The sequence below is a fragment of the Cryobacterium suzukii genome (genome assembly GCF_004403185.1).
In the GTDB taxonomy this organism is placed as follows: domain Bacteria; phylum Actinomycetota; class Actinomycetes; order Actinomycetales; family Microbacteriaceae; genus Cryobacterium; species Cryobacterium suzukii.
Genome location: NZ_SOHJ01000013.1, coordinates 14288 through 32364 on the forward strand (window position 1 = coordinate 14288; position 18077 = coordinate 32364).

The 18077-nt window shown below is 62.7% G+C and carries 15 protein-coding genes, 2 tRNA genes and 1 pseudogene; 16 read left to right on the top strand and 2 right to left on the bottom strand.

Going from position 1 to position 18077, the window contains the following annotated elements; all coding sequences use genetic code 11:
* The first annotated feature begins 115 nt into the window (after positions 1-115).
* The 10 genes from dnaG to E3T39_RS12885 all read left to right on the top strand — a co-directional run bounded on the left by dnaG (position 116) and on the right by E3T39_RS12885 (position 11071).
* Positions 116-1981 (top strand): DNA primase, encoded by a 1866-nt coding sequence (dnaG, locus tag E3T39_RS12840; protein WP_134515955.1) that lies wholly within the window; start codon positions 116-118, stop codon positions 1979-1981.
* Between the two features lie 222 nt (positions 1982-2203).
* Complete coding sequence (locus tag E3T39_RS12845; RefSeq protein WP_134515957.1) at positions 2204-3850, top strand: ABC transporter substrate-binding protein; 1647 nt, start codon at positions 2204-2206, stop codon at positions 3848-3850.
* 100 nt (positions 3851-3950) lie between these two features.
* On the top strand, positions 3951-5042 hold the full coding sequence (locus E3T39_RS12850) for an ABC transporter permease (protein ID WP_134515959.1): 1092 nt from the start codon (positions 3951-3953) through the stop codon (positions 5040-5042).
* Positions 5043-5044: 2 nt separating this feature from the next.
* Positions 5045-6112: an ABC transporter permease gene (locus E3T39_RS12855; protein ID WP_134515961.1), complete on the top strand. Its 1068-nt coding sequence runs from the start codon at positions 5045-5047 to the stop codon at positions 6110-6112.
* Complete coding sequence (locus E3T39_RS12860; protein ID WP_134515962.1) at positions 6109-7797, top strand: ABC transporter ATP-binding protein; 1689 nt, start codon at positions 6109-6111, stop codon at positions 7795-7797. The genes E3T39_RS12855 and E3T39_RS12860 overlap by 4 nt, the downstream gene beginning before the upstream one ends.
* Positions 7798-7802: 5 nt before the next feature.
* Positions 7803-8705, top strand: coding sequence for an ATP-binding cassette domain-containing protein (locus tag E3T39_RS12865; RefSeq protein ID WP_134515964.1), 903 nt, complete (start codon positions 7803-7805; stop codon positions 8703-8705).
* Between the two features lie 230 nt (positions 8706-8935).
* A tRNA-Asn gene (locus E3T39_RS12870) sits at positions 8936-9008 on the top strand.
* A gap of 124 nt (positions 9009-9132) precedes the next feature.
* Positions 9133-10008, top strand: coding sequence for a sensor histidine kinase (locus E3T39_RS12875; protein ID WP_134515966.1), 876 nt, complete (start codon positions 9133-9135; stop codon positions 10006-10008).
* Complete coding sequence (locus E3T39_RS12880; protein ID WP_134515968.1) at positions 10005-10769, top strand: AzlC family ABC transporter permease; 765 nt, start codon at positions 10005-10007, stop codon at positions 10767-10769. The genes E3T39_RS12875 and E3T39_RS12880 overlap by 4 nt, the downstream gene beginning before the upstream one ends.
* Positions 10766-11071, top strand: coding sequence for an AzlD domain-containing protein (locus E3T39_RS12885; protein ID WP_134515970.1), 306 nt, complete (start codon positions 10766-10768; stop codon positions 11069-11071). The genes E3T39_RS12880 and E3T39_RS12885 overlap by 4 nt, the downstream gene beginning before the upstream one ends.
* 15 nt (positions 11072-11086) lie before the next feature.
* Here E3T39_RS12885 and def read toward each other — a convergent pair whose 3' ends face one another.
* The gene (gene def, locus E3T39_RS12890; protein WP_134515972.1) at positions 11087-11659 is read right to left on the bottom strand and encodes a peptide deformylase; all 573 of its coding nucleotides are present in this window, start codon (positions 11657-11659) and stop codon (positions 11087-11089) included.
* A gap of 40 nt (positions 11660-11699) precedes the next feature.
* Here def and E3T39_RS12895 point away from each other — a divergent pair, with 40 nt between their 5' ends.
* The 6 genes from E3T39_RS12895 (at position 11700) to E3T39_RS12920 (ending at position 17056) form a co-directional block, all read left to right on the top strand.
* A complete protein-coding gene (locus E3T39_RS12895) occupies positions 11700-12614 on the top strand; it encodes a DMT family transporter (protein ID WP_134515974.1) in 915 nt (304 codons plus the stop codon).
* A gap of 241 nt (positions 12615-12855) precedes the next feature.
* A complete protein-coding gene (locus E3T39_RS12900) occupies positions 12856-14049 on the top strand; it encodes a glycosyltransferase (RefSeq protein WP_420898162.1) in 1194 nt (397 codons plus the stop codon).
* A gap of 41 nt (positions 14050-14090) precedes the next feature.
* Positions 14091-14164, top strand: a tRNA-Ile gene (locus E3T39_RS12905).
* A gap of 504 nt (positions 14165-14668) precedes the next feature.
* Positions 14669-15160, top strand: a complete 492-nt coding sequence (locus E3T39_RS12910; RefSeq protein WP_166784131.1) for a hypothetical protein — start codon at positions 14669-14671, stop codon at positions 15158-15160.
* Between the two features lie 340 nt (positions 15161-15500).
* The gene (locus E3T39_RS12915; RefSeq protein ID WP_134515978.1) at positions 15501-16403 is read left to right on the top strand and encodes an SCO6745 family protein; all 903 of its coding nucleotides are present in this window, start codon (positions 15501-15503) and stop codon (positions 16401-16403) included.
* 185 nt (positions 16404-16588) lie between these two features.
* Entirely contained in the window at positions 16589-17056 is a 468-nt protein-coding gene (locus E3T39_RS12920; protein WP_277612824.1) for a tetrahydrofolate dehydrogenase/cyclohydrolase catalytic domain-containing protein, read from the top strand.
* Positions 17057-17116: 60 nt separating this feature from the next.
* Here E3T39_RS12920 and E3T39_RS16495 read toward each other — a convergent pair.
* A pseudogene (locus tag E3T39_RS16495) lies at positions 17117-17620 on the bottom strand (MmyB family transcriptional regulator); the annotation flags it as partial.
* Between the last annotated feature and the right edge of the window lie 457 nt (positions 17621-18077).

Sequence of the window (18077 nt, forward strand, 5' to 3'; positions counted from 1 at the left end):
GGACGGGGCCTGGGCCCCGTCCGTGGGCCCAGTTTATAAACTGGGCCCACGGTCCGAACATGGGCCCGGGGACCTCGCGACGAAGCCCGTCGCCCCGGGACGATAGAATTAAGGCATGGCTGGACTGATTCGACAAAGTGACATCGAAGAGGTCAAGGCTCGCACGAATATCGCCGACATCGTCGGTGATTACGTCACCCTGAAGTCCGCGGGTGTCGGTTCGATGAAGGGTCTCTGCCCCTTTCACGACGAACGCAGCCCGAGTTTTCACGTGCGTCCCCAGGTCGGTTTCTACCACTGCTTCGGCTGCGGTGAGAGCGGTGACGTCTACTCCTTTCTGCAAAAGATGGACCATGTCAGCTTCAGCGAGGCCGTCGAACGCCTGGCCGGTCGGGTCGGGCTCGACCTGCACTACGAAGACGGTTCCGGCGCAGCTCCCGACCACGGCAATCGTGCGCGACTGCTCGCTGCCAATCAGGCAGCATCCGATTTCTTCATTGAGCAGCTCGGCAGCGCGGGTGCCGAGGTTGGCCGCGCCTTCCTGGGTCAGCGCGGATTCGACGCCAACGCCGCAACTCGATTCGGGGTGGGGTTCGCCCCGAAAAGTTGGGACGAACTGACCAACCACCTGCGTGGTCGCGGATTCACCACCGAAGAACTCACCCTTTCCGGCTTGGTCTCCGCTGGCGACCGCGGCATCTACGACCGCTTCCGTGGTCGCCTGGTCTGGCCGATTCGCGACATCACCGGGCAGACCATCGGCTTCGGCGCCCGCAAGTTGCTCGACGACGACAAGGGCCCCAAGTACCTCAATACGCCCGAGTCGCCCGTGTACCACAAGGCCCAGGTGCTGTACGGCCTCGACCTGGCCAAACGCGATATCTCGCGCAGCCACCAGGTCGTGGTCGTCGAAGGCTACACCGACGTTATGGCGTGCCACCTGGCCGGAATCACCACGGCCGTCGCTACCTGCGGTACCTCATTCGGGGTCGACCACATCAAGGTGCTTCGCCGTGTGCTCGGTGATGATTCCGGCGTTGGCGAGGTCGTTTTCACCTTCGACCCGGATGCCGCCGGCCAGAAGGCCGCCATGCGCGCTTTCAGCGAGGAGCAGCGGTTCTCCGCCCAAACCTATGTGGCCGTAGGCCCGGAGGGACTCGACCCCTGCGACCTGCGACTGCAACGCGGTGACGACGCCGTACGGCGGCTGGTCGACTCGAAGAAGCCCATGTTCGAGTTCATGATTCGGCAGATTCTCTCTCAGTACAATCTCGACACCGTCGAGGGCCGAACGGCGGCCCTGCGCGCAGCGGCCCCCGTGGTCGGCGATATTCGCGACCCCGTGCTGCGCCCCGGGTATACCCGCGAACTCTCCCGCATGCTGGGAGTCGACATGGGCGAAGTCGCCAGGGCAGTGACGAACGCCCAGTCCGGGGCACGCGCCTCGGCGAGCGGCGGACCGAACGCGCCACGCCACGCCGGCGCGGTCGAAGTTTTGCCCCAGCGGCCGTTTTCGCTGGTCGAATTGCCCGGCGACCCGGTTACCCGGCTTGAGCGCGACGGTCTCATGGCGATGCTTCAGCGACCGACACTGATCGGGCGCGACATTCTTGACAGCGCGGTGCAGACATCCTTTGCGAACACCTCGCTCGCGGTCGTGCGCGACGCCATCGCCGCGAGTCTCGCTCATTTCGAAGCGCCCGACTGGCTCGATCGAGTGGTCTCCGAGGTTCCTGACACCTTCAAGAACCTCGTGCAGGAACTCGCCATGGCCAATCTTCCCGAGCGCACCGAGAAAGACGTCGCCCGTTACGTACGCGACATCACGATCGTGCTCATTGACAAAGACCTGCTCAGGCTCAAGGCCGAATTACTTGGGCGCCTCCAGCGAGCGGATGCCGCCGAGACCGACATGTACCGCACTCTTCAGCGGGAACTCGTGCGGGTCGAGGCCGAGCGCCGAGCCCTCCGCGAGGAATGACCCTGTAACCGGCATTTTTCGTACCCTCGCCAGCAACGCCTGAGCCGCGAATTTCAACCTGCAACACCTGAGCCCGAGTTTTGTTGCAGATCTGTAAAGAAGCTGTGGTTGATCGTTGCGATCTGCGGATTCTGTGCTAATTCTTGGCTAACAGCAATGAACAGCTGCGCTCTTTTCGGGTGCTCCTGATCATAGGACTTCTACAGGAAGAGGACGACGGATATGACATCCGCATTCACTAACGGCAAGCGCGCTCTCGCTGCCACAGCCGGCTTCGCGGTCGCAGCACTAGTACTGTCCGGCTGCGCCGCCGGCGGCGGAGGCGACGGAGGCGACGACGCCGCCTCCACGGGTGGCCCGATCACCATCGGAACCACCGACAAGGTCACCACCCTTGATCCGGCCGGCTCCTACGACAACGGCTCCTTTTCTGTGCAGACCCAGGTCTTCCCATTCCTCATGAGCAGCAAATTCGGGACAGCGGATGTCGAACCTGACATCGCGGTCAGCGCCGAGTTCACAGCGCCCACGGAATACACCGTTGTCCTCAAGCCCGACCTCAAATGGGCCAATGGCAACGCCCTCACCGCAACTGACGTCAAGTTCAGCTTCGACCGCCAGCTCGCCATTGCGTCCGATGTCGGCCCGTCGTCGCTGCTCTACAACCTCGACAGCACGGCTGCCGTGGACGACACCACGGTTGTCTTCACGCTCAAGGCCGGCAACGACCAGATCTTCCCGCAAATTCTGTCCAGCCCCGCTGGAGTCATCGTGGATGAAGACTCTTTCTCCGCAACAGAGGTCACGTCCGACGATGACATCGTTACCGCTGAGGCCTTCGCCGGCCAGTACGTGCTGACAAGCTACGACTTCAACAACCTCCTCTCCTATAAGGCGTACGAGGGCTACGACGGCCTGCTCGGCGCGCCCAAGACGGATGTCATCAACGTCAAGTACTACACCGACGCCTCGAACCTGAAGCTCGACGTGCAGGAAGGCAACATCGACGTCGCGTGGCGCAGTCTCTCGGCGACCGACATCGACGACCTGCGCGGCAATGACGCGGTCAAGGTCGTTGACGGCCCCGGTGGAGAAATTCGCTACATCACCTTCAACTTCAACACGCAGCCCTTCGGTACGACAACCGCTGACGCCGACCCGGCCAAGGCCCTCGCCGTTCGTGCGGCCGTCGCCGACGTTGTTGATCGCGCCGAGCTCGCCGATCAGGTCTACAAGGGCACATACACCCCGCTGTACTCCTACGTTCCCGCCGGAATGACCGGTGCAACCGAGTCGCTCAAGGGTCTCTATGGAGACGGCCAGGGCGGACCGGACGTCGAGAAGGCCAAGGCCGACCTCGCTGCAGCCGGCGTGACCACACCGGTCGCACTCAACCTGCAATACAACGCCGACCACTACGGCCCCGGCTCGAGCGACGAATACGCGCTGATCAAGGACCAGCTGGATGCCTCCGGCCTGTTCACTGTCAGCCTGCAGTCGACCGAGTGGGTGCAGTACTCCAAGGACCGTGTCGCCGACGTGTATCCCGCTTACCAGCTCGGCTGGTTCCCGGACTACTCCGACGCTGACAACTACCTGGCACCGTTCTTCGCCGAGGGCAACTTCCTCAAGAACCACTTCGACGATGCCGACGTTACTGCCCTGATCCAGAAGCAGGCCGTCACAACCGACCCCGCGGAGCGCACCGCGCTCATCGAAGAGATCCAGAACAAGGTGGCGGCCCAGCTGTCGACAGTGCCGCTGCTCCAGGGCGCCCAGGTTGCCATCACCGGAACAGACATCACCGGAACCGGGGACACGCTCGATGCGTCGTTCAAGTTCCGTTACGGCGCGCTGGCCAAGGGCTAGACCGTACAGCGACTAGAGTTTTCTCTAGTTTGATCACCGGGGGTGTTCAGCGACACGATCGCTGGATGCCCCCGATTCTTTGTGCAAATGTGAGGTAGTAATGACCACTGTGGCGATGAAGCCGCCCGTTCCGGCGGCTGGGCGTAGTCCCAAGAAGAAATCCAACCCGGGCGGTGGAATAGGCCGTTACCTTCTCATACGATTCCTGCTCATCTTCCCCACCATTTTCATCCTGGTGTCGATGGTGTTCTGGCTCATGCGCACGACGGGTGACCCGATCACCGCCGCCCTCGGCGGCAAGCTGGGCCCTGATCAGCTCGCCGTACTCATCCACGAAGCCGGCTACGACCGACCGATCATTATTCAGTACTTCGAATACCTCGGCCAGGTCTTCACCGGCAACTTCGGAACGACCATCAGCACGAATCGTCCCGTTTCTGAAGTGCTCTTCACCTACGGATCCGCGACGGCCGAGCTGGTGTTCTACGCGCTCATCGTGGCCTTCATTGTCGGTATTCCGCTCGGCATGGTCGCCGCATACTGGCGCGACAAGGCGCCGGACGCTTTCCTGCGTGTCTTCGCAATCCTCTGCTACGCCACCCCGGTATTTTTCGCCGGGCTTCTTCTCAAGCTCATCTTCGCGGTTTGGCTCAAGGTGCTGCCGGTGGCTGGCCGCGCGACGGTCGGTTCGGAATTGGAGATGCAGTTTCTGCCGGATAAGACCGGCATCTATTTCATCGATGCATTGAAGACCGGTAATCCTGCGGTGTTCGGGGATGTCCTACTACACGCAGTGCTGCCCGCATTGGCACTCGGACTTCTCACCGCCGGCGTGTTTCTGCGCCTCGTGCGCACGAACGTCATCGGCACGCTGGGAACCGAGTACGTCACCGCCGCTCGCTCGCGCGGTGTCAACGAGTTCCGCCTGGTCAGCAAGCACGCCTACCGACCTGCCCTCATCCCCATCATCACCGTCATCGGATTGCAGGTGGCGCTGCTTCTCGGCGGTGCCGTGCTCACCGAGACCACCTTCGAGTGGAAGGGCCTCGGCTTTATGCTCATCGAATTTATCAAGGCCCGCGACTTCGTGGCCGTGCAGGGCATCGTCGCGCTGCTCGCCGTCATCGTGGCCCTTTCCAACTTCATTGTGGACATCATTGCCGCGCTCATCGACCCGAGAGTGCGGTACTAGCCATGACTATTGACACCCACGCCCATAAAGCTCCGCTCTGGACCCGGCTGCCCGTCGTGCATCAAGTCCGCCAGAGCATCGGTCTGCAACGCGGCATGCTCGTGGTCGGCCTCGTCATTACCGGCATCTTCATCTTGACCGCAATCTTCGCTCCACTGCTCGCGCCCTACGGCTACAGTCAGCTGCGCGGTGACAATGGCACCTTCGGCGCCCAACAGGCGCCCGGAGGGGAACATCTGCTCGGCACCACCGTCGGCGGCTACGACGTGCTCTCCCGCGTCATCTGGGGCTCGCAGACCGCGATCACCGTGATGGTCATCGCCGTCGTCCTGTCGATCTTCGCTGGCGTGGCTCTGGGACTCGTCTCCGGCTACTTCGGCGGCTGGCTCGACCGGGTGCTCGTCGTCATCTGCGATGCCGTCTACGCCTTCCCGGCGCTGCTGCTCGCGATCGTCATGGGTATTGTCATCTCCGGCGGCCGCTCCGGCCTGTGGGGCGGAATCTTCGCTGCCGCGATCTCGATTACCGTCGTTTTCATCCCGCAGTACTTTCGGGTAATTCGCGCCGAAACGGTTCGGATCAAGGCCGAGGCCTACGTGGAGTCCGCCCGGGTGCTCGGGGCCAGCAACGGACGCATCATGTTCCGCCACGTACTGCGCAACGCCACCCGCACACTGCCGCTTATCTTCACGCTCAACGCGTCGGAGGCCGTACTCACTCTGGCCGGCCTCGGTTTCATCGGCTTCGGAATCGAACCCTCGTCGGCAGCCGAGTGGGGCTACGACCTGAACAAGTCCCTCTCCGACGTCACCAGCGGCATCTGGTGGACCAGCTTGTTCCCCGGACTCGCCATCGTGCTCGTCGTTCTCGGCATCACCCTGGTCGGCGAGAGCCTCAATGACCTGGCCGACCCACGCCTTCGCAGCCGGCGTGCCCCGGGCAAGACCTCGGTGGCGCCGGTCACTCCGGCCGAGGTGCGTTCTCTGGCCGGACCCATCGACACCAGCGGAAACTTCAGTTTTCAGAGCACTCCGCGAATACGACCAGACGGATTGGAATCCATCTCATGACCGACGTCGTACGCATCGACAACCTCAATGTGACCTTTGCCACCGATGGCGGCGCGGTGAAAGCCGTCGACGGGGTCACGCTGCGCGTCGCGCCCGGCGAGGTGCTCGCCATTGTCGGGGAGAGCGGCAGCGGCAAGACCGTCACGGCGAAGACCATCCTGGGCCTGCTCCCGGAAACCGCCATCGCCCACGGCGCCGTCATCCTGAGTAGCAAAGACGGCGCCGACTCCAACGACGTTCTCGCTGTCAGTAAGCAGAAGTTGCGCCTGCTGCGTGGAACGGACGTTTCCATGGTGTTCCAGGAGCCGTCCACGGCCCTGAACCCCGTCTTCACCGTCGGCTGGCAGATCGCCGAGGGCATTCGCGCCCACGGTGAATTCACTAAGAAGCAGGCACGCGCCAAGGCGATCGAAATTCTGGGCCGGGTCGGCATCCCCGACCCGGAAAGCCGTGTCGACTACTATCCGCACCAGTTCTCCGGCGGTCAGAAACAGCGAGTCGTCATCGCCATGGCCCTCGTGCTCGATCCAGGGCTGATCGTCGCCGATGAACCGACTACCGCCCTCGACGTGACGGTTCAGGCCGAGATTCTCGACCTACTGCGGCGCTGCCGCGACGAGTTCGGCACTGCGATTGTGCTGATTACCCACAACATGGGCGTGGTCGCCGACCTCGCCGACCGAGTGGTCGTCATGTACGAGGGCAAGATTGTCGAAGAGGCCCCCGCTCGGGCGCTGTTCTCGAATCCGCAGCACGACTACACCAAACGACTGCTCGGCTCGGTGCCGCACGTCGGTCAGGGCACGGCGCGGGCTACCGCGCGGCTCGAGGCTCGCGAGACTGACTGGGCAGCATCCACGCCGGTCATTGTCGCCGACAACCTGAAAATTCAGTACCCGGGTCGGCTTGGTAAACCGGGTTTCACCGCCGTCGACGGCGTGAGCTTTAACATCCGTCCCGGCGAGGTGCTCGGCCTGGTCGGTGAGAGCGGATCGGGCAAGACCACGATCGGTCGTGCCATGGCCGGATTGACTCGGGTGACCGGTGGATCCCTCACCGTTCTCGGTCACGAGATGCACGGATTCAAGGAACGCACCTTCAAGAAGGTGCGCAGTGACATCGGTTTCGTCTTTCAGGACCCGGCGTCGAGCTTCAACCCGCTGCTCACGATCGCTGAATGCGTGGCCGAGCCGCTCGTCGTACACGGGCGAGCCGCCAATCCCCGGGCTGCCCGTCAACGCGTCAACGAGCTGCTCGAGGCGGTGCAGTTGCCGCGCGCGTTCGGTGATCGCTACCCGCACGAGCTCAGCGGTGGCCAGCGTCAGCGCGCGAGCCTGGCCCGCGGACTCGCGCTGGAGCCGAGCCTGCTCATCGCGGACGAGCCCACCAGCGCTCTCGACGTGTCGGTGCAGGCCAAGGTGCTCGAGCTCTTCGCCGAGTTGCAGAAGGAGTTCGGTTTTGCGGCGTTGTTCATCAGCCACGATCTCGCCGTTGTCGATATTCTTGCTGACCGCATTGCCGTGCTGTACAAGGGCAAGCTGGTCGAGGAAGGCACCGGTGCCGAAGTGCTCGGTGCCCCGAAGGATCCCTACACCCAGCGGTTGCTCGCCTCGCTGCCGGTTCCGGATCCGGCGGCGCAGGCTCTGCGGAGGGATGAACTCCGCATTCTGCGTGCGGCGGGATAGAACCTATGAGCCCTGGCGCAGCATCCGTTTCCCCGATCCAAACGAGCGATCTGACCATTGAATACCCGCCGCACGGGGCGAGCCCAGCATTTGTCGCGGTGCACGGGTTCACCCTGCGCATCGCGCCGGGCGAGGTGGTGGGGCTGCTTGGCGAGAGCGGTTCCGGCAAGAGCACCCTCGCCCGGGTGCTGTCCGGCGACGCCTTCGTGAGTGAGGCAGCAGGCATCCGCCCGCAAATCACCGGGGGAGAGGCGACCGTGCTCGGGTTCGGTCTGCGCCGCATCAGCAAGCGCAAGCTGGGCCGGCTCACTTTCGGGGTCGGACTGCTGGCCCAGGACGCCGCAGACACCCTGCCGTCGACCATGACGGTGGCCGAGATTGTGGCCGAGCCGGTGCTCGAACGAGATCGGCGCTACAACCGTCGCGCGCTAGGTGCCCGGGTGGCCACCATGATCGACGCGGTGCGTCTGCCGTTGGCCGTTCTCGGCCAATATCCGTATGAGCTCTCCAGCGGTCAGCGACAGAGAGTGGCGCTGGCCCGGGCGCTCGTGTTCGGCCCGGCGCTGCTGATCGCTGACGAGCCCACAGCGGGCGTTGACGTGTTGGTGCGTGACGCCGTGATTGACCTGATCAGCGAGTTGCAGCAGGAACGATCCTTCTCCGCGTTAGTGATTAGCAGCGACCTGGCCGTACTCCAGCGCGTCACCAGTCGTATCGGGGTCATGCACCAGGGCGTGCTGGTCGGTCTAGGCACCATCGACGACGTTTTTCGAGACCCCTGGCACCCGTACGTCCGTGGACTCGCCGCAGCCTTGCAGCCTCCAGCAGACACTGCCGTTGTCGAACATGTGGCCAGCGTCAGGATTGGCGATATCACCGATGAAACGGGGTCCGGGGGCGGGAAGTGATCCGAGTCGCGACCGATCGCATCCGCTGTGAAGCCTGATCGGTCGCGACCGGTCCGACACGCCCGACCGGCTTTTGGCGCACCAGACTGCTCAATTGTTGTCGATGGCCCACGTTTCGAGGCCTGTAAGGGCTTTTAGTCGGTCAAAATGAGAATTCAGAGCCGCTCGGCAGTCATCGTGGTTTTGGCACGACAAGAAACCTTGGTAAAGTAGCAACGCTGTTCCAGTATTCCTCGATAGCTCAATTGGCAGAGCAGCGCACTGTTAATGCGCAGGTTCTTGGTTCGAGTCCAAGTCGGGGAGCGAAAGGCCACTCAGGGCTCCACCCCGGGTGGCCTTTTTTGTCGGTACATTTTGTTTCGACCGAAGATTCTCTCCTAATTCTCAAAGTGCGCCATAGTTTCGGCACAAGAAACGGCGGTCAGTAGTGGATTTCTCGCAACTTCTGGTACCGGCACTCGGCGTACTCTCCGGAGCACTGCTCGTGTTGTGGACCATCTCCTGGCTGCGCTCACGTCGGGTCTTCTTCGATCGCAATGCCGCTGAACGTGGGCGTATCGAACTGGAACTCTCCCTCGCCGAGCAACAGGGGCGCCTGGCCATCATTCGGGAGCTGCAGGATGGTGCCGTGCTCACCATCGCCCGCCTCGTCACGCGAGCCGAGGGCGCCCGCTACACGGCCGAGAGCGACCCCTCAACGGCCGTGCGCGCCGCCACAGCGCTCGTTGATGATGGCCGGGTCGCACTCGCCGATATGCGCCGCGTGCTGACAATCGTGCGCGAAGGCGAAACCGTTGGGGCCGTGCAGCCAGGCCCGCAGTCCACCCGCGACCTGTTTCGCGTGATGCGCGACGCCGGACTCGTGGTCAGTTTCATCGAATTGGGCGAACGATTCGCGCTCAAGGCGGGCGCCGAGCTGGCCATCTTCCGAATTCTGCAGAGCGCCCTGTCAAACGCGCTCAAGCACGGTGGCGTCGGTACCGAAGCGCGCGTGTCGTTTACCTGGACGAGGGACGGCCTGCAGCTGCTGGTCGACGATGACGGGATCCGCGCGGCAGCCCGTCGGGACGGCAAGGAAACCGGCGAACAGGCCGCACGCACCCCGTACACGATCGAGGATGACCTCAAGGCCCTCAGCGAGAGCATCGCCGGCCCGGGCATCACACAGATGCGGGAGCGAGCGCAGCTCTTCGGCGGTGTCTTCAACGCCGGAACGGTACCCGGGCTGGGCTTTTCGGTGTCGGCCGTGTTCCCGTCCCTGCGCTTTCACAACGGCGTGCACGGCGTAGACCTCAGTCGGTGACTTCGGCACCGCTCGCAGAGCCTGCCACCCATCCCGAAGCCGAGGCACACCAGCAACGCCTGGCCATTCGTGAAGGTGTTGCCGTTGGGCTCGCCACCGCGGCCTACGGCGTGTCTTTCGGGGCGTTGTCGGTCGCAGCGGGTCTGGAAATCTGGCAAACCAGCTTCATCAGCATCGTCATGTTCTCCGGAGGCTCCCAATTCGCCCTCATCGGTGTGCTCGCCGCTGGCGGCGTCGCTGCCGGCCCGGCGGCCATCGCCAGCGCGGCGCTGCTCGGCGTGCGCAACGGCATCTACGGTGTGCGCACCGCACCGATCATCGGCCCGGGCGTCTGGAAACGCCTGGCTGCGAGCTGGATCACCATTGACGAATCCACCGCGGTCGCCCTCGCCCAACCGACCCCACGCAGCCGGCGCGTCGGATTCTGGGTCACCGGCCTCGCCGTCTTCATCGGGTGGAACATCACGACGTTAATCGGAGCGTTAATCGGTGATGCCGTCGGCGATACCCGGGCGTATGGGCTCGACGCTGCCGCGGCAGCGGCCTTCGTGGGCCTGCTCTGGCCTCGCCTCAAGCGGATGCAGGCGGTCGCGGTGGCCGTCGCAGCCGCGGTCGTCGCCGCGACGCTGACCCCTCTAGTCATGCCGGGACTGCCCGTGCTGATCGCAGCCCTCGTCGCGGTGGTAGTCGGCCTGTTCAACTGGCTGGGCGGTTCGACCGACGCGAGTGCGGCATCCGCCCGATCGGGGTTGCGCTTATGACCGTGTGGCAGATCATCATTTTGGCGTCTATCGCCGTGCTCGCGCTCAAGCTGGTCGGGTATCTGGTGCCGCCAGCCCTGCTGCAGAAACCCACTCCCTCCCGCATCGCCGACCTGCTGACGGTGGCTTTGCTGGCGGCGCTCATTGCCGTGCAGACGCTGGGCAGCGGGCAGGCACTCACCGTGGATGCGCGCATCCCCGCCGTTATCGTCGCCGCCGGGTTGTTTGCGATCAAAACACCGTTCATTGTCGTGGTGCTGGTCGCGGCGCTGGTGGCGGCCGGCCTGCGCGCGCTGACCTAAACTCGCGCTCGCCTGCTAGCCCTCGAGGTTGTCGACGCCGGGGGTCCAGCTCAGGCCGGGCACGCCCCAACTCTTCTTACGTTCGACTTTTGCGGCCATCTTCGCGTAAACGTGCTCGAGGCGATCAACATACAGGGTGCCGTCGAGGTGGTCGTACTCATGCTGAAAGATACGGGCGAGCCAGCCGTCCGCTCGAATCTCAAAAGGTTGTTGCTCGACGTCAACGGCCCGCAAAATGGCCGACCCTGCCCGTTTCAGTGGAAACCGCTCGCCCGGAAATGACAGGCATCCTTCGTCTTCGTCGACATCTTCGTCGTCAACGGGCTCGGCCGACACCGGTGTGATCCATAGTTCCGGGTTGATCGCGACGCCACGCCACGCCACATCGTCGTCGTCCTGGTAGCTGTAGGTGAAGATGCGCAGCCCGACACCCACCTGCGTGGCGGCAAGACCGACTCCCGGCGCAGCATCCATCGTCTCGAACATGTCTCGCACCAACTCGCGCAAATCGTCGTCGAAATCGACGACGGGAGCGGCGGGGGAGTGGAGAACGGGGTCACCTGAAATTACTATCGCGCGTACGGCCATTTCTCCAGAATATCGTCAAGCTTGTCGATAGGGTCGTCAAGTGACCTCTGACCTAACCGATCTGGCGACGGAAATTGCCATTGATCCACGGCAGGCCATCGGGATTCCGCTGGCCTTGGTCGGCGCCGTATTTCTCTCCCTCGGTGCTCAATTTCAGCATCGCGGCGTGAATAAGGTCGAGGCGCTCACTGGATCGGTCACCGGCGGGCTCAGCGTGCGCCAGCTGACCCGGCTGCTGGCCCGGCCGTCCTGGGTATTCGGCTCGCTGATGCTCGGCCTGGCCGTTGTGTTCCAACTGACCAGCCTTGCCTTCGCGCCCATCATTGTCGTACAGCCGCTTGGGGCGGTCGCCCTCGTCATCACCGCTGTTTTAAATGCCAGAGTCAGCAAGGTCAAGCTCAATCGTGCCAGCGTTATTGCCATCTCCATGTGCGTGGGCGGGGTAGGCCTGTTCGTGACAGTGGCCGCGTTCACCGCGGTCGACAAGCCGGTCACCGACCAAAACCTGGTGACAATTCTCATCGTTCTCGCGTTCGTTCTGCTGGCCTTTGCGCTTGCCTTCGGGTTTCTGCGCCGTCGGTCGCAGGCAATTTTCTACATTCTCGGTGCCGGTGTGCTCTACGGATTCGTTGCGACGTTGGCCAAGGTCGTCATCAATCGCACCCAGCACGGAAACTTTGAGTGGCTCACTTTGACGTGTGTGCTCGGTCTACTGCTCGCCGCCGTGCTGGGGGCGTACTTCGTGCAGAACGCCTACGCCTCTGGCCCACCGGATCTCGTGATTGCCGGGCTCACCGTGGTCGACCCGCTCGTCGCTGTAGGCATTGGAATCGTCGTGCTTGGCGAAGCCAGCCAGGCACCGCCCGCAGCTGCGGTCGCGTTTGTCGTGGCGGGGGCGATCGCCATTTGGGGTGTATTTCTGCTCGCGCGCTACCACCCCCAACTCGACCGCTGAATCGTCAAAAATTTTGGGCCGCCACGGTGCGGGACACCGCGTAATGGGCACGGTTTAGAATAGGGTTCGAGTGCAACGCGTCATGATCAGCGAATGCACCCAAGATTTCCTGCCGGATGATGATCCCGGCCCAACAACGTAGGGACTACTCCACTTGTCAGATTCGACCGACTCGCTGAGCAGCCTAACCCCGGGCGATGCGCCCGAGCGCAACGGGGGTGCGCCGGACGAAAAGCCGCGGATTCGTGTTCTCATCGCCGCCGATACCTTTGCACCCGATGTAAACGGTGCTGCTCGATTTGCCGAGCGACTGGCCGCCGGCCTGGTGGCACGCGGCCACGAGGTTCAGATCATGGCGCCGGCGCCGTCGCGCAAGCACGGCAGTGGGACCGAAATGCACGAGGGACAGCCGATGGTGGTGCATCGCCTGCACAGCTGGCGCTGGTACCCGCACGATTGGTTACGCTTCGCCCTACCCTGGCTGGTTCGCGGTGAAAGCCGGCGCATTCTCGACTCTTTCCATCCCGACGTCGTGCACTTTCAATCCCACATCAACGTCGGCCGCGGCGTATCGATCGAAGCGGCCAAGCGCAACATTCGCATGGTCGGCACGAATCACTTTATGCCCGAGAACATGGTGAAGTTTTCCCTCGTACCAGTCGGCTTTCAGGATCGTGTCATCAAGGCCGCCTGGCGAGCTGCCCGGCGCACCTTCGGCCGTGCCGCAGCCGTGACTACCCCGACCAGACGTGCCGCCCAGTTTCTGGAGAAATACACCGGTCTCACCGGTGTCCATGCGATTTCCTGCGGAATCGACGCCGACAACTACGCACCGAACTTCGAGCCGCGCACGACGAACCGAATTCTGTTCGTCGGTCGAGTCACGGGAGAGAAGCAGATCGACGTCCTACTGCAGGCGGCAGCGCTGCTGTCACCCGACCTCGACGCCCGGATCGAGATTGTCGGCGGGGGCGACCAGAAACGCAACCTGGAGCACCTGGCCGATACCCTCGGGATCCGCTCGCGTGTCACGTTCACCGGTTATGTGACGGATGACGAGCTGCGCGCGGCGTACTCACGGGCTACGGTTTTCGCCATGCCGTCCATTGCCGAGCTGCAGAGCATCGCCACGATGGAGGCCATGGCGTCGGGATTGCCGATTGTGGCCGCCAATGCCATGGCGCTTCCACACCTCGTGCATGACCAGGCCAACGGGTACCTGTTCAAGCCGAGCGACGCGCAGGATCTCGCGGACAAACTGACCATGGTGCTCACGGCGTCGCCGGAACACCTGGAGGCACTCAAGCGGGAGTCGCTCAAGCTCATCGCTGCACACGATATCAAGCGCACTTTAAACACCTTCGAATGCCTGTATCGTGGGGAGCCGGTGAGCGATCTGGTCACCAACGGGGCCTCCTCGCAGACGCCGGAATAGTCACGTAATTGTGGGTGCGACCGTTCGGTCGTTCCCTTTTTGGGGCGGTAGCTCAGCTGGTTAGAGCAGCGGACTCATAATCCGTCGGTCCCGGGTTCAAGTCCCGGTCGCCCTACTGTAATTAGATTCGATCAGTGTTTTTATCCGGCACAATGGCCGAGATTTGATGATAAGAATATCGGTCCCGGATTCAAGTCCCGGTAACCGCGAAAAAACAGCACCTGATCAAGCCTTCTGTTCGCCCGCGAACGAGTCAAACTCGGTGAATATCGCTTCGGTCCTGGATTCGAGTCCCCACACCGTTTGTGGAAATCCGGCTGATCAGGAATTTTCTGTCGGCAGAGGCGCGACGGGATTTGACGCGGTTAACGTTTATTCGACGTTTATTCCGAAATATTGCCTATTATGGGCGTTTACGCAAAAGGTGCTCGACCAATCTCGAGTGGCATCGAGTGGCATCGAGTTGCACCGATTGCTTTCGGTCGAAGGGGACTAAACGCTTTCTCGCGTGTGGCAGTGATCCGAACTACTCAACGGGCATGCACGCCGAGTAGTTCAGCGTGCATGCCCATGTGCACGAGTTCGTGGGCGTTCTTAGATAACCGCTAAGGAAGCGATGATGGCTGGACGACCACGACTGCCGATCAGCACGTTCGGTGCGATCAAGACCACGACGCTTGGCATCCGGCAGTACCGGGCGCAGACGTGCTTCCGCGATTGGGACGGCCGAACTCGGCAGGTCACCGCGGTCGGTTTCAGGCGCAACGCGGCGCAGGCAGCGCTCAAGGTCGGCCTGGCCGCACGCCTGCCCGGCGGCGGTATCGGCGACTCGCTGACTGCGCCTTCACCCTTCCCGGCGCCTGCCCACGCGTGGCTTGAGGATGTGACGCTCGACGTTGACCGTTCCCAAGGAACGAAAGACACCTACCAGCGCCAGGCGCGTGGACTCGTGCTCCCGTTCTTCGAACACTTCCCTGTGCGCGAGGTGACGGTGGGCCGGATCGAGCGATTCCTGAGGGAGCAGCGAGCGCGGTCATATCCTCGAGCGAAGCACTCCCGCACCATCCTCGGCATGATCTCGGCGTTCGCGGTACGGCGCGATGTTTCATAACTACCGGTCAGTACCGTTATTCAGCTAGGACGTATGCGCCGTTGTTATTAAAATCGTCGCGCAGCGAGATTCGGGTGATCTGGAATGGCGAAAAAGGGGAGTGGTGATACGTCCTAGGGTTTCGAGACGGTTGAAGCGTCGAAATAGTGTGGCGGTTATGGCATCTGAGGGGGCATCTTTGATGGGCGGGTCAAACGCGACACCTTCTGATACATCGACGTCAGCACGAAATCCTGTTCTCGACGCCTAGGTCCGCAACATGCCATCGGTGGGCCGAGGCCTTGAGGTCGATGTTGCCCCGCGCAATAGAATCGGAAAGACGCTGCGACGAAGGAGACGAATGAACGAGCTGGAGCATCGGGTTCGGGCACTGTGGACGTTGTTCGAGCCGATCCACGCGGTGACGTATTTCTCGCCGGAGGCGAGGGAGGCGTTCGCAGATATCGGACTCACCCGTTACTGGGACGGATACTTCGCCGGTCGCGCCGCCCCGCTCGGGGCCGTGACCGCCGGGCCGGTGGTGGCGATCTTCAGTGGGTTCGCTCCGTTCTTGGTCGAACGGGTGCTGCCGGCTGTGTGGTCGACGGTGACGTCGGACCGGGTCCTTGACGCGCGGTCTCGGGGTGCAGCAGTGACGCTGCGAAACCTCGTGCCCGACGAACGATCTGTCACCGAAGCGGCTGACGTACTTGCCCAGGCTGCGGCTCGTATCGACACCATAGGCCGACCACTCGCGGCGGCGAACAGCGCTCTGCCGGTGGAGTCGGATCCGTATCGCCGTCTCTGGCAAGCCGCGGCCACTCTTCGCGAGCATCGCGGAGACGGGCATGTGATCGCACTGGTCGAGGGAGGGATCGCGGGCATCAGCACCATCGTGTTGCGCAGCGCGGTCGACATCGACGCGACGAGCGTGCGAAAGGCGCGTGGCTGGACGGAGGAACAGTGGGCAATCGAAGTCGACGAGCTCTCGGCCCGCGGGCTACTGGCCGGCCAGGGCCAGATCACCGAGAAGGGCACAGCGGCACTCGATCGTGCCGAGCAGGTGACCAACCGCTTGGCCGTCCATCCGTGGAGGGGAGTGACCGACGACGAGATCGCGGATGTCGCCCGAACGCTGGCGCCCATCGCAAGAGCGTGCCAAACGGTCTTTCCATTTCCGAACCCGATCGGCATGCCCCAGCCGTGGGACCCGAATCTCGACCCGAACGCGTCCTCCGTCCCGACGTCGCCGCGCGCGAATTGAAAAGGTTCATCGACGGGGACGGATCATGATTCGTTTGGGGCGGATCGGCGTCCCGGTCACCGTTCCTCGCTTCGAATATCGGAAACCGTGCGTTTCGGCGCGGTGGGTGCTCAAGTCCGTCAATTGCTTGGCCTGGCTCTACGATTGGGAACACACGACTGGCGCGGGTAGAGAACTACCCGGGAGTGGAGTCGAGAACATCATCCGCCTGGGCGTTCTCCGCATCGAACGCGGAAAACGTCACGACAGCACAGCTGATGGACGGTACGGGCCTCGCGGAAGAGACCTTCGCGCGGATCACCGAAGGCGCAGCCCAGTTTCTAGCAGTCGTCGGTCAACGCCCGTGTTTGGTCACCGTCCTGGTGGGGGATGATCCGTCTTCACACGTGTACGTGCGGATGAAGGCCAATCGCTCAGGCAAGGTCGGCATCGAGTCCCGACGTATTGACCTCCCGCAAACGACGACAACGGAAGAGCTCGTTGCAGTCTTGAAAGACCTATCGGACGACCGGTCAGTGGACGGAATCCTGCTGCAACACCCGGTCCCCGGACAGATCGACGAACGTGCCGCATATCTCGCCGAATACGCGTGCTTCGCGGACGATGCCATCTGCCGAGTCCTGCACTGCCAGCCCGGCGACACCCTGGTCTGAGATGACGACCAGCCCGCAGCCTCCTGATTCCCAGAAGAGTCCCGCAAGGGGTTCGGCAGCGTGCGTCATCATTCGGTGTCCGCTGGCACCGGGAAGGTGGAGGACCTCGAAACTGACGTCGAAGTCCCCAACCTCGGGGTGGTGGAAGCGCTTGATACCGCTCACGCATTGTTGGACCGGGTGCTTCGTCCACATCGCAGCGAAGTCGGGGCTCTTGAGCGTGAGTTCGCCGATGAGTTAGGTCAGTTCGGCGTCGTCCTGGTGTTGTGCGGCGATGAACCGCAACGATGCCACGGCGAGGGAGGCCTCGTCACGCCAGTTGCGATAGAGGTCTTTCGTGTGGGGGTCGAGGAAGAGCATCCGGGTGAGGTTTGGCCGATCGAATGGCCGGCTTGGCGCGTCTAAGTCGGTGTGCCCGGCGACGAGCAGATGCCCGAGCGGGTTCCAGGCCAGGACTTCGTTCCTTCGGCCCATGATCACGGTCGGAACATTGGCCATGGCGCTCAGAAGACGTATGGTGCCGGGCGTTGCCTGGTCGGGTTTGCTAGGCGCAGTTGCCGTCATCGGTTGGTCTCACAAGTCCTCATTTATGCCGACTACTTTCGCGCCGCGGACACTGCTATTTTTGCGCACACAGCGACCGAGAGTCGCCCCGCCAGAGCCTTCATTCAAGGTGAAGGACATGATCGAAAAGGGAGTTCCCTGTCATGAAAATTTCGTGCCCCTTCTGCCATTCAGAGGCGACCCTTACTCCGAATCCCGCTCACGACGAGCGTCCCTCACTACCGAATTACCTCCTAACCTGTTCCGGATGTCAGCGCACCAACGTGCAGCGCGATCCGGTTCACCAGCCCCGGATATCGGCCAGAATCCTCGTCCCGTCCCACCAATTCGGCTAACCGCTCGCAACTCACAAACACGGTCCGGCGCCAATATTCGGGTCTGAGTAGTACTGGAACGAAACGTCCGCTAAGGGCTTGGTCGTTCAGACTTGGATGTTCGTATCACTGATGCGGAAGGA

Excerpts from the sequence above, each read along its gene's own strand:
- E3T39_RS12915 (WP_134515978.1), top strand. The coding sequence starts at position 15,501 with ATGAACGAGCTGGAGCATCGGGTTCGGGCACTGTGGACGTTGTTCGAG.
- E3T39_RS12860 (WP_134515962.1), top strand. The coding sequence starts at position 6,109 with ATGACCGACGTCGTACGCATCGACAACCTCAATGTGACCTTTGCCACC.
- E3T39_RS12845 (WP_134515957.1), top strand. The coding sequence starts at position 2,204 with ATGACATCCGCATTCACTAACGGCAAGCGCGCTCTCGCTGCCACAGCC.
- E3T39_RS12910 (WP_166784131.1), top strand. The coding sequence starts at position 14,669 with ATGGCTGGACGACCACGACTGCCGATCAGCACGTTCGGTGCGATCAAG.
- def (WP_134515972.1), bottom strand. The coding sequence starts at position 11,659 with ATGGCCGTACGCGCGATAGTAATTTCAGGTGACCCCGTTCTCCACTCC.
- dnaG (WP_134515955.1), top strand. The coding sequence starts at position 116 with ATGGCTGGACTGATTCGACAAAGTGACATCGAAGAGGTCAAGGCTCGC.
- E3T39_RS12855 (WP_134515961.1), top strand. The coding sequence starts at position 5,045 with ATGACTATTGACACCCACGCCCATAAAGCTCCGCTCTGGACCCGGCTG.
- E3T39_RS12850 (WP_134515959.1), top strand. The coding sequence starts at position 3,951 with ATGACCACTGTGGCGATGAAGCCGCCCGTTCCGGCGGCTGGGCGTAGT.
- E3T39_RS12885 (WP_134515970.1), top strand. The coding sequence starts at position 10,766 with ATGACCGTGTGGCAGATCATCATTTTGGCGTCTATCGCCGTGCTCGCG.
- E3T39_RS12865 (WP_134515964.1), top strand. The coding sequence starts at position 7,803 with ATGAGCCCTGGCGCAGCATCCGTTTCCCCGATCCAAACGAGCGATCTG.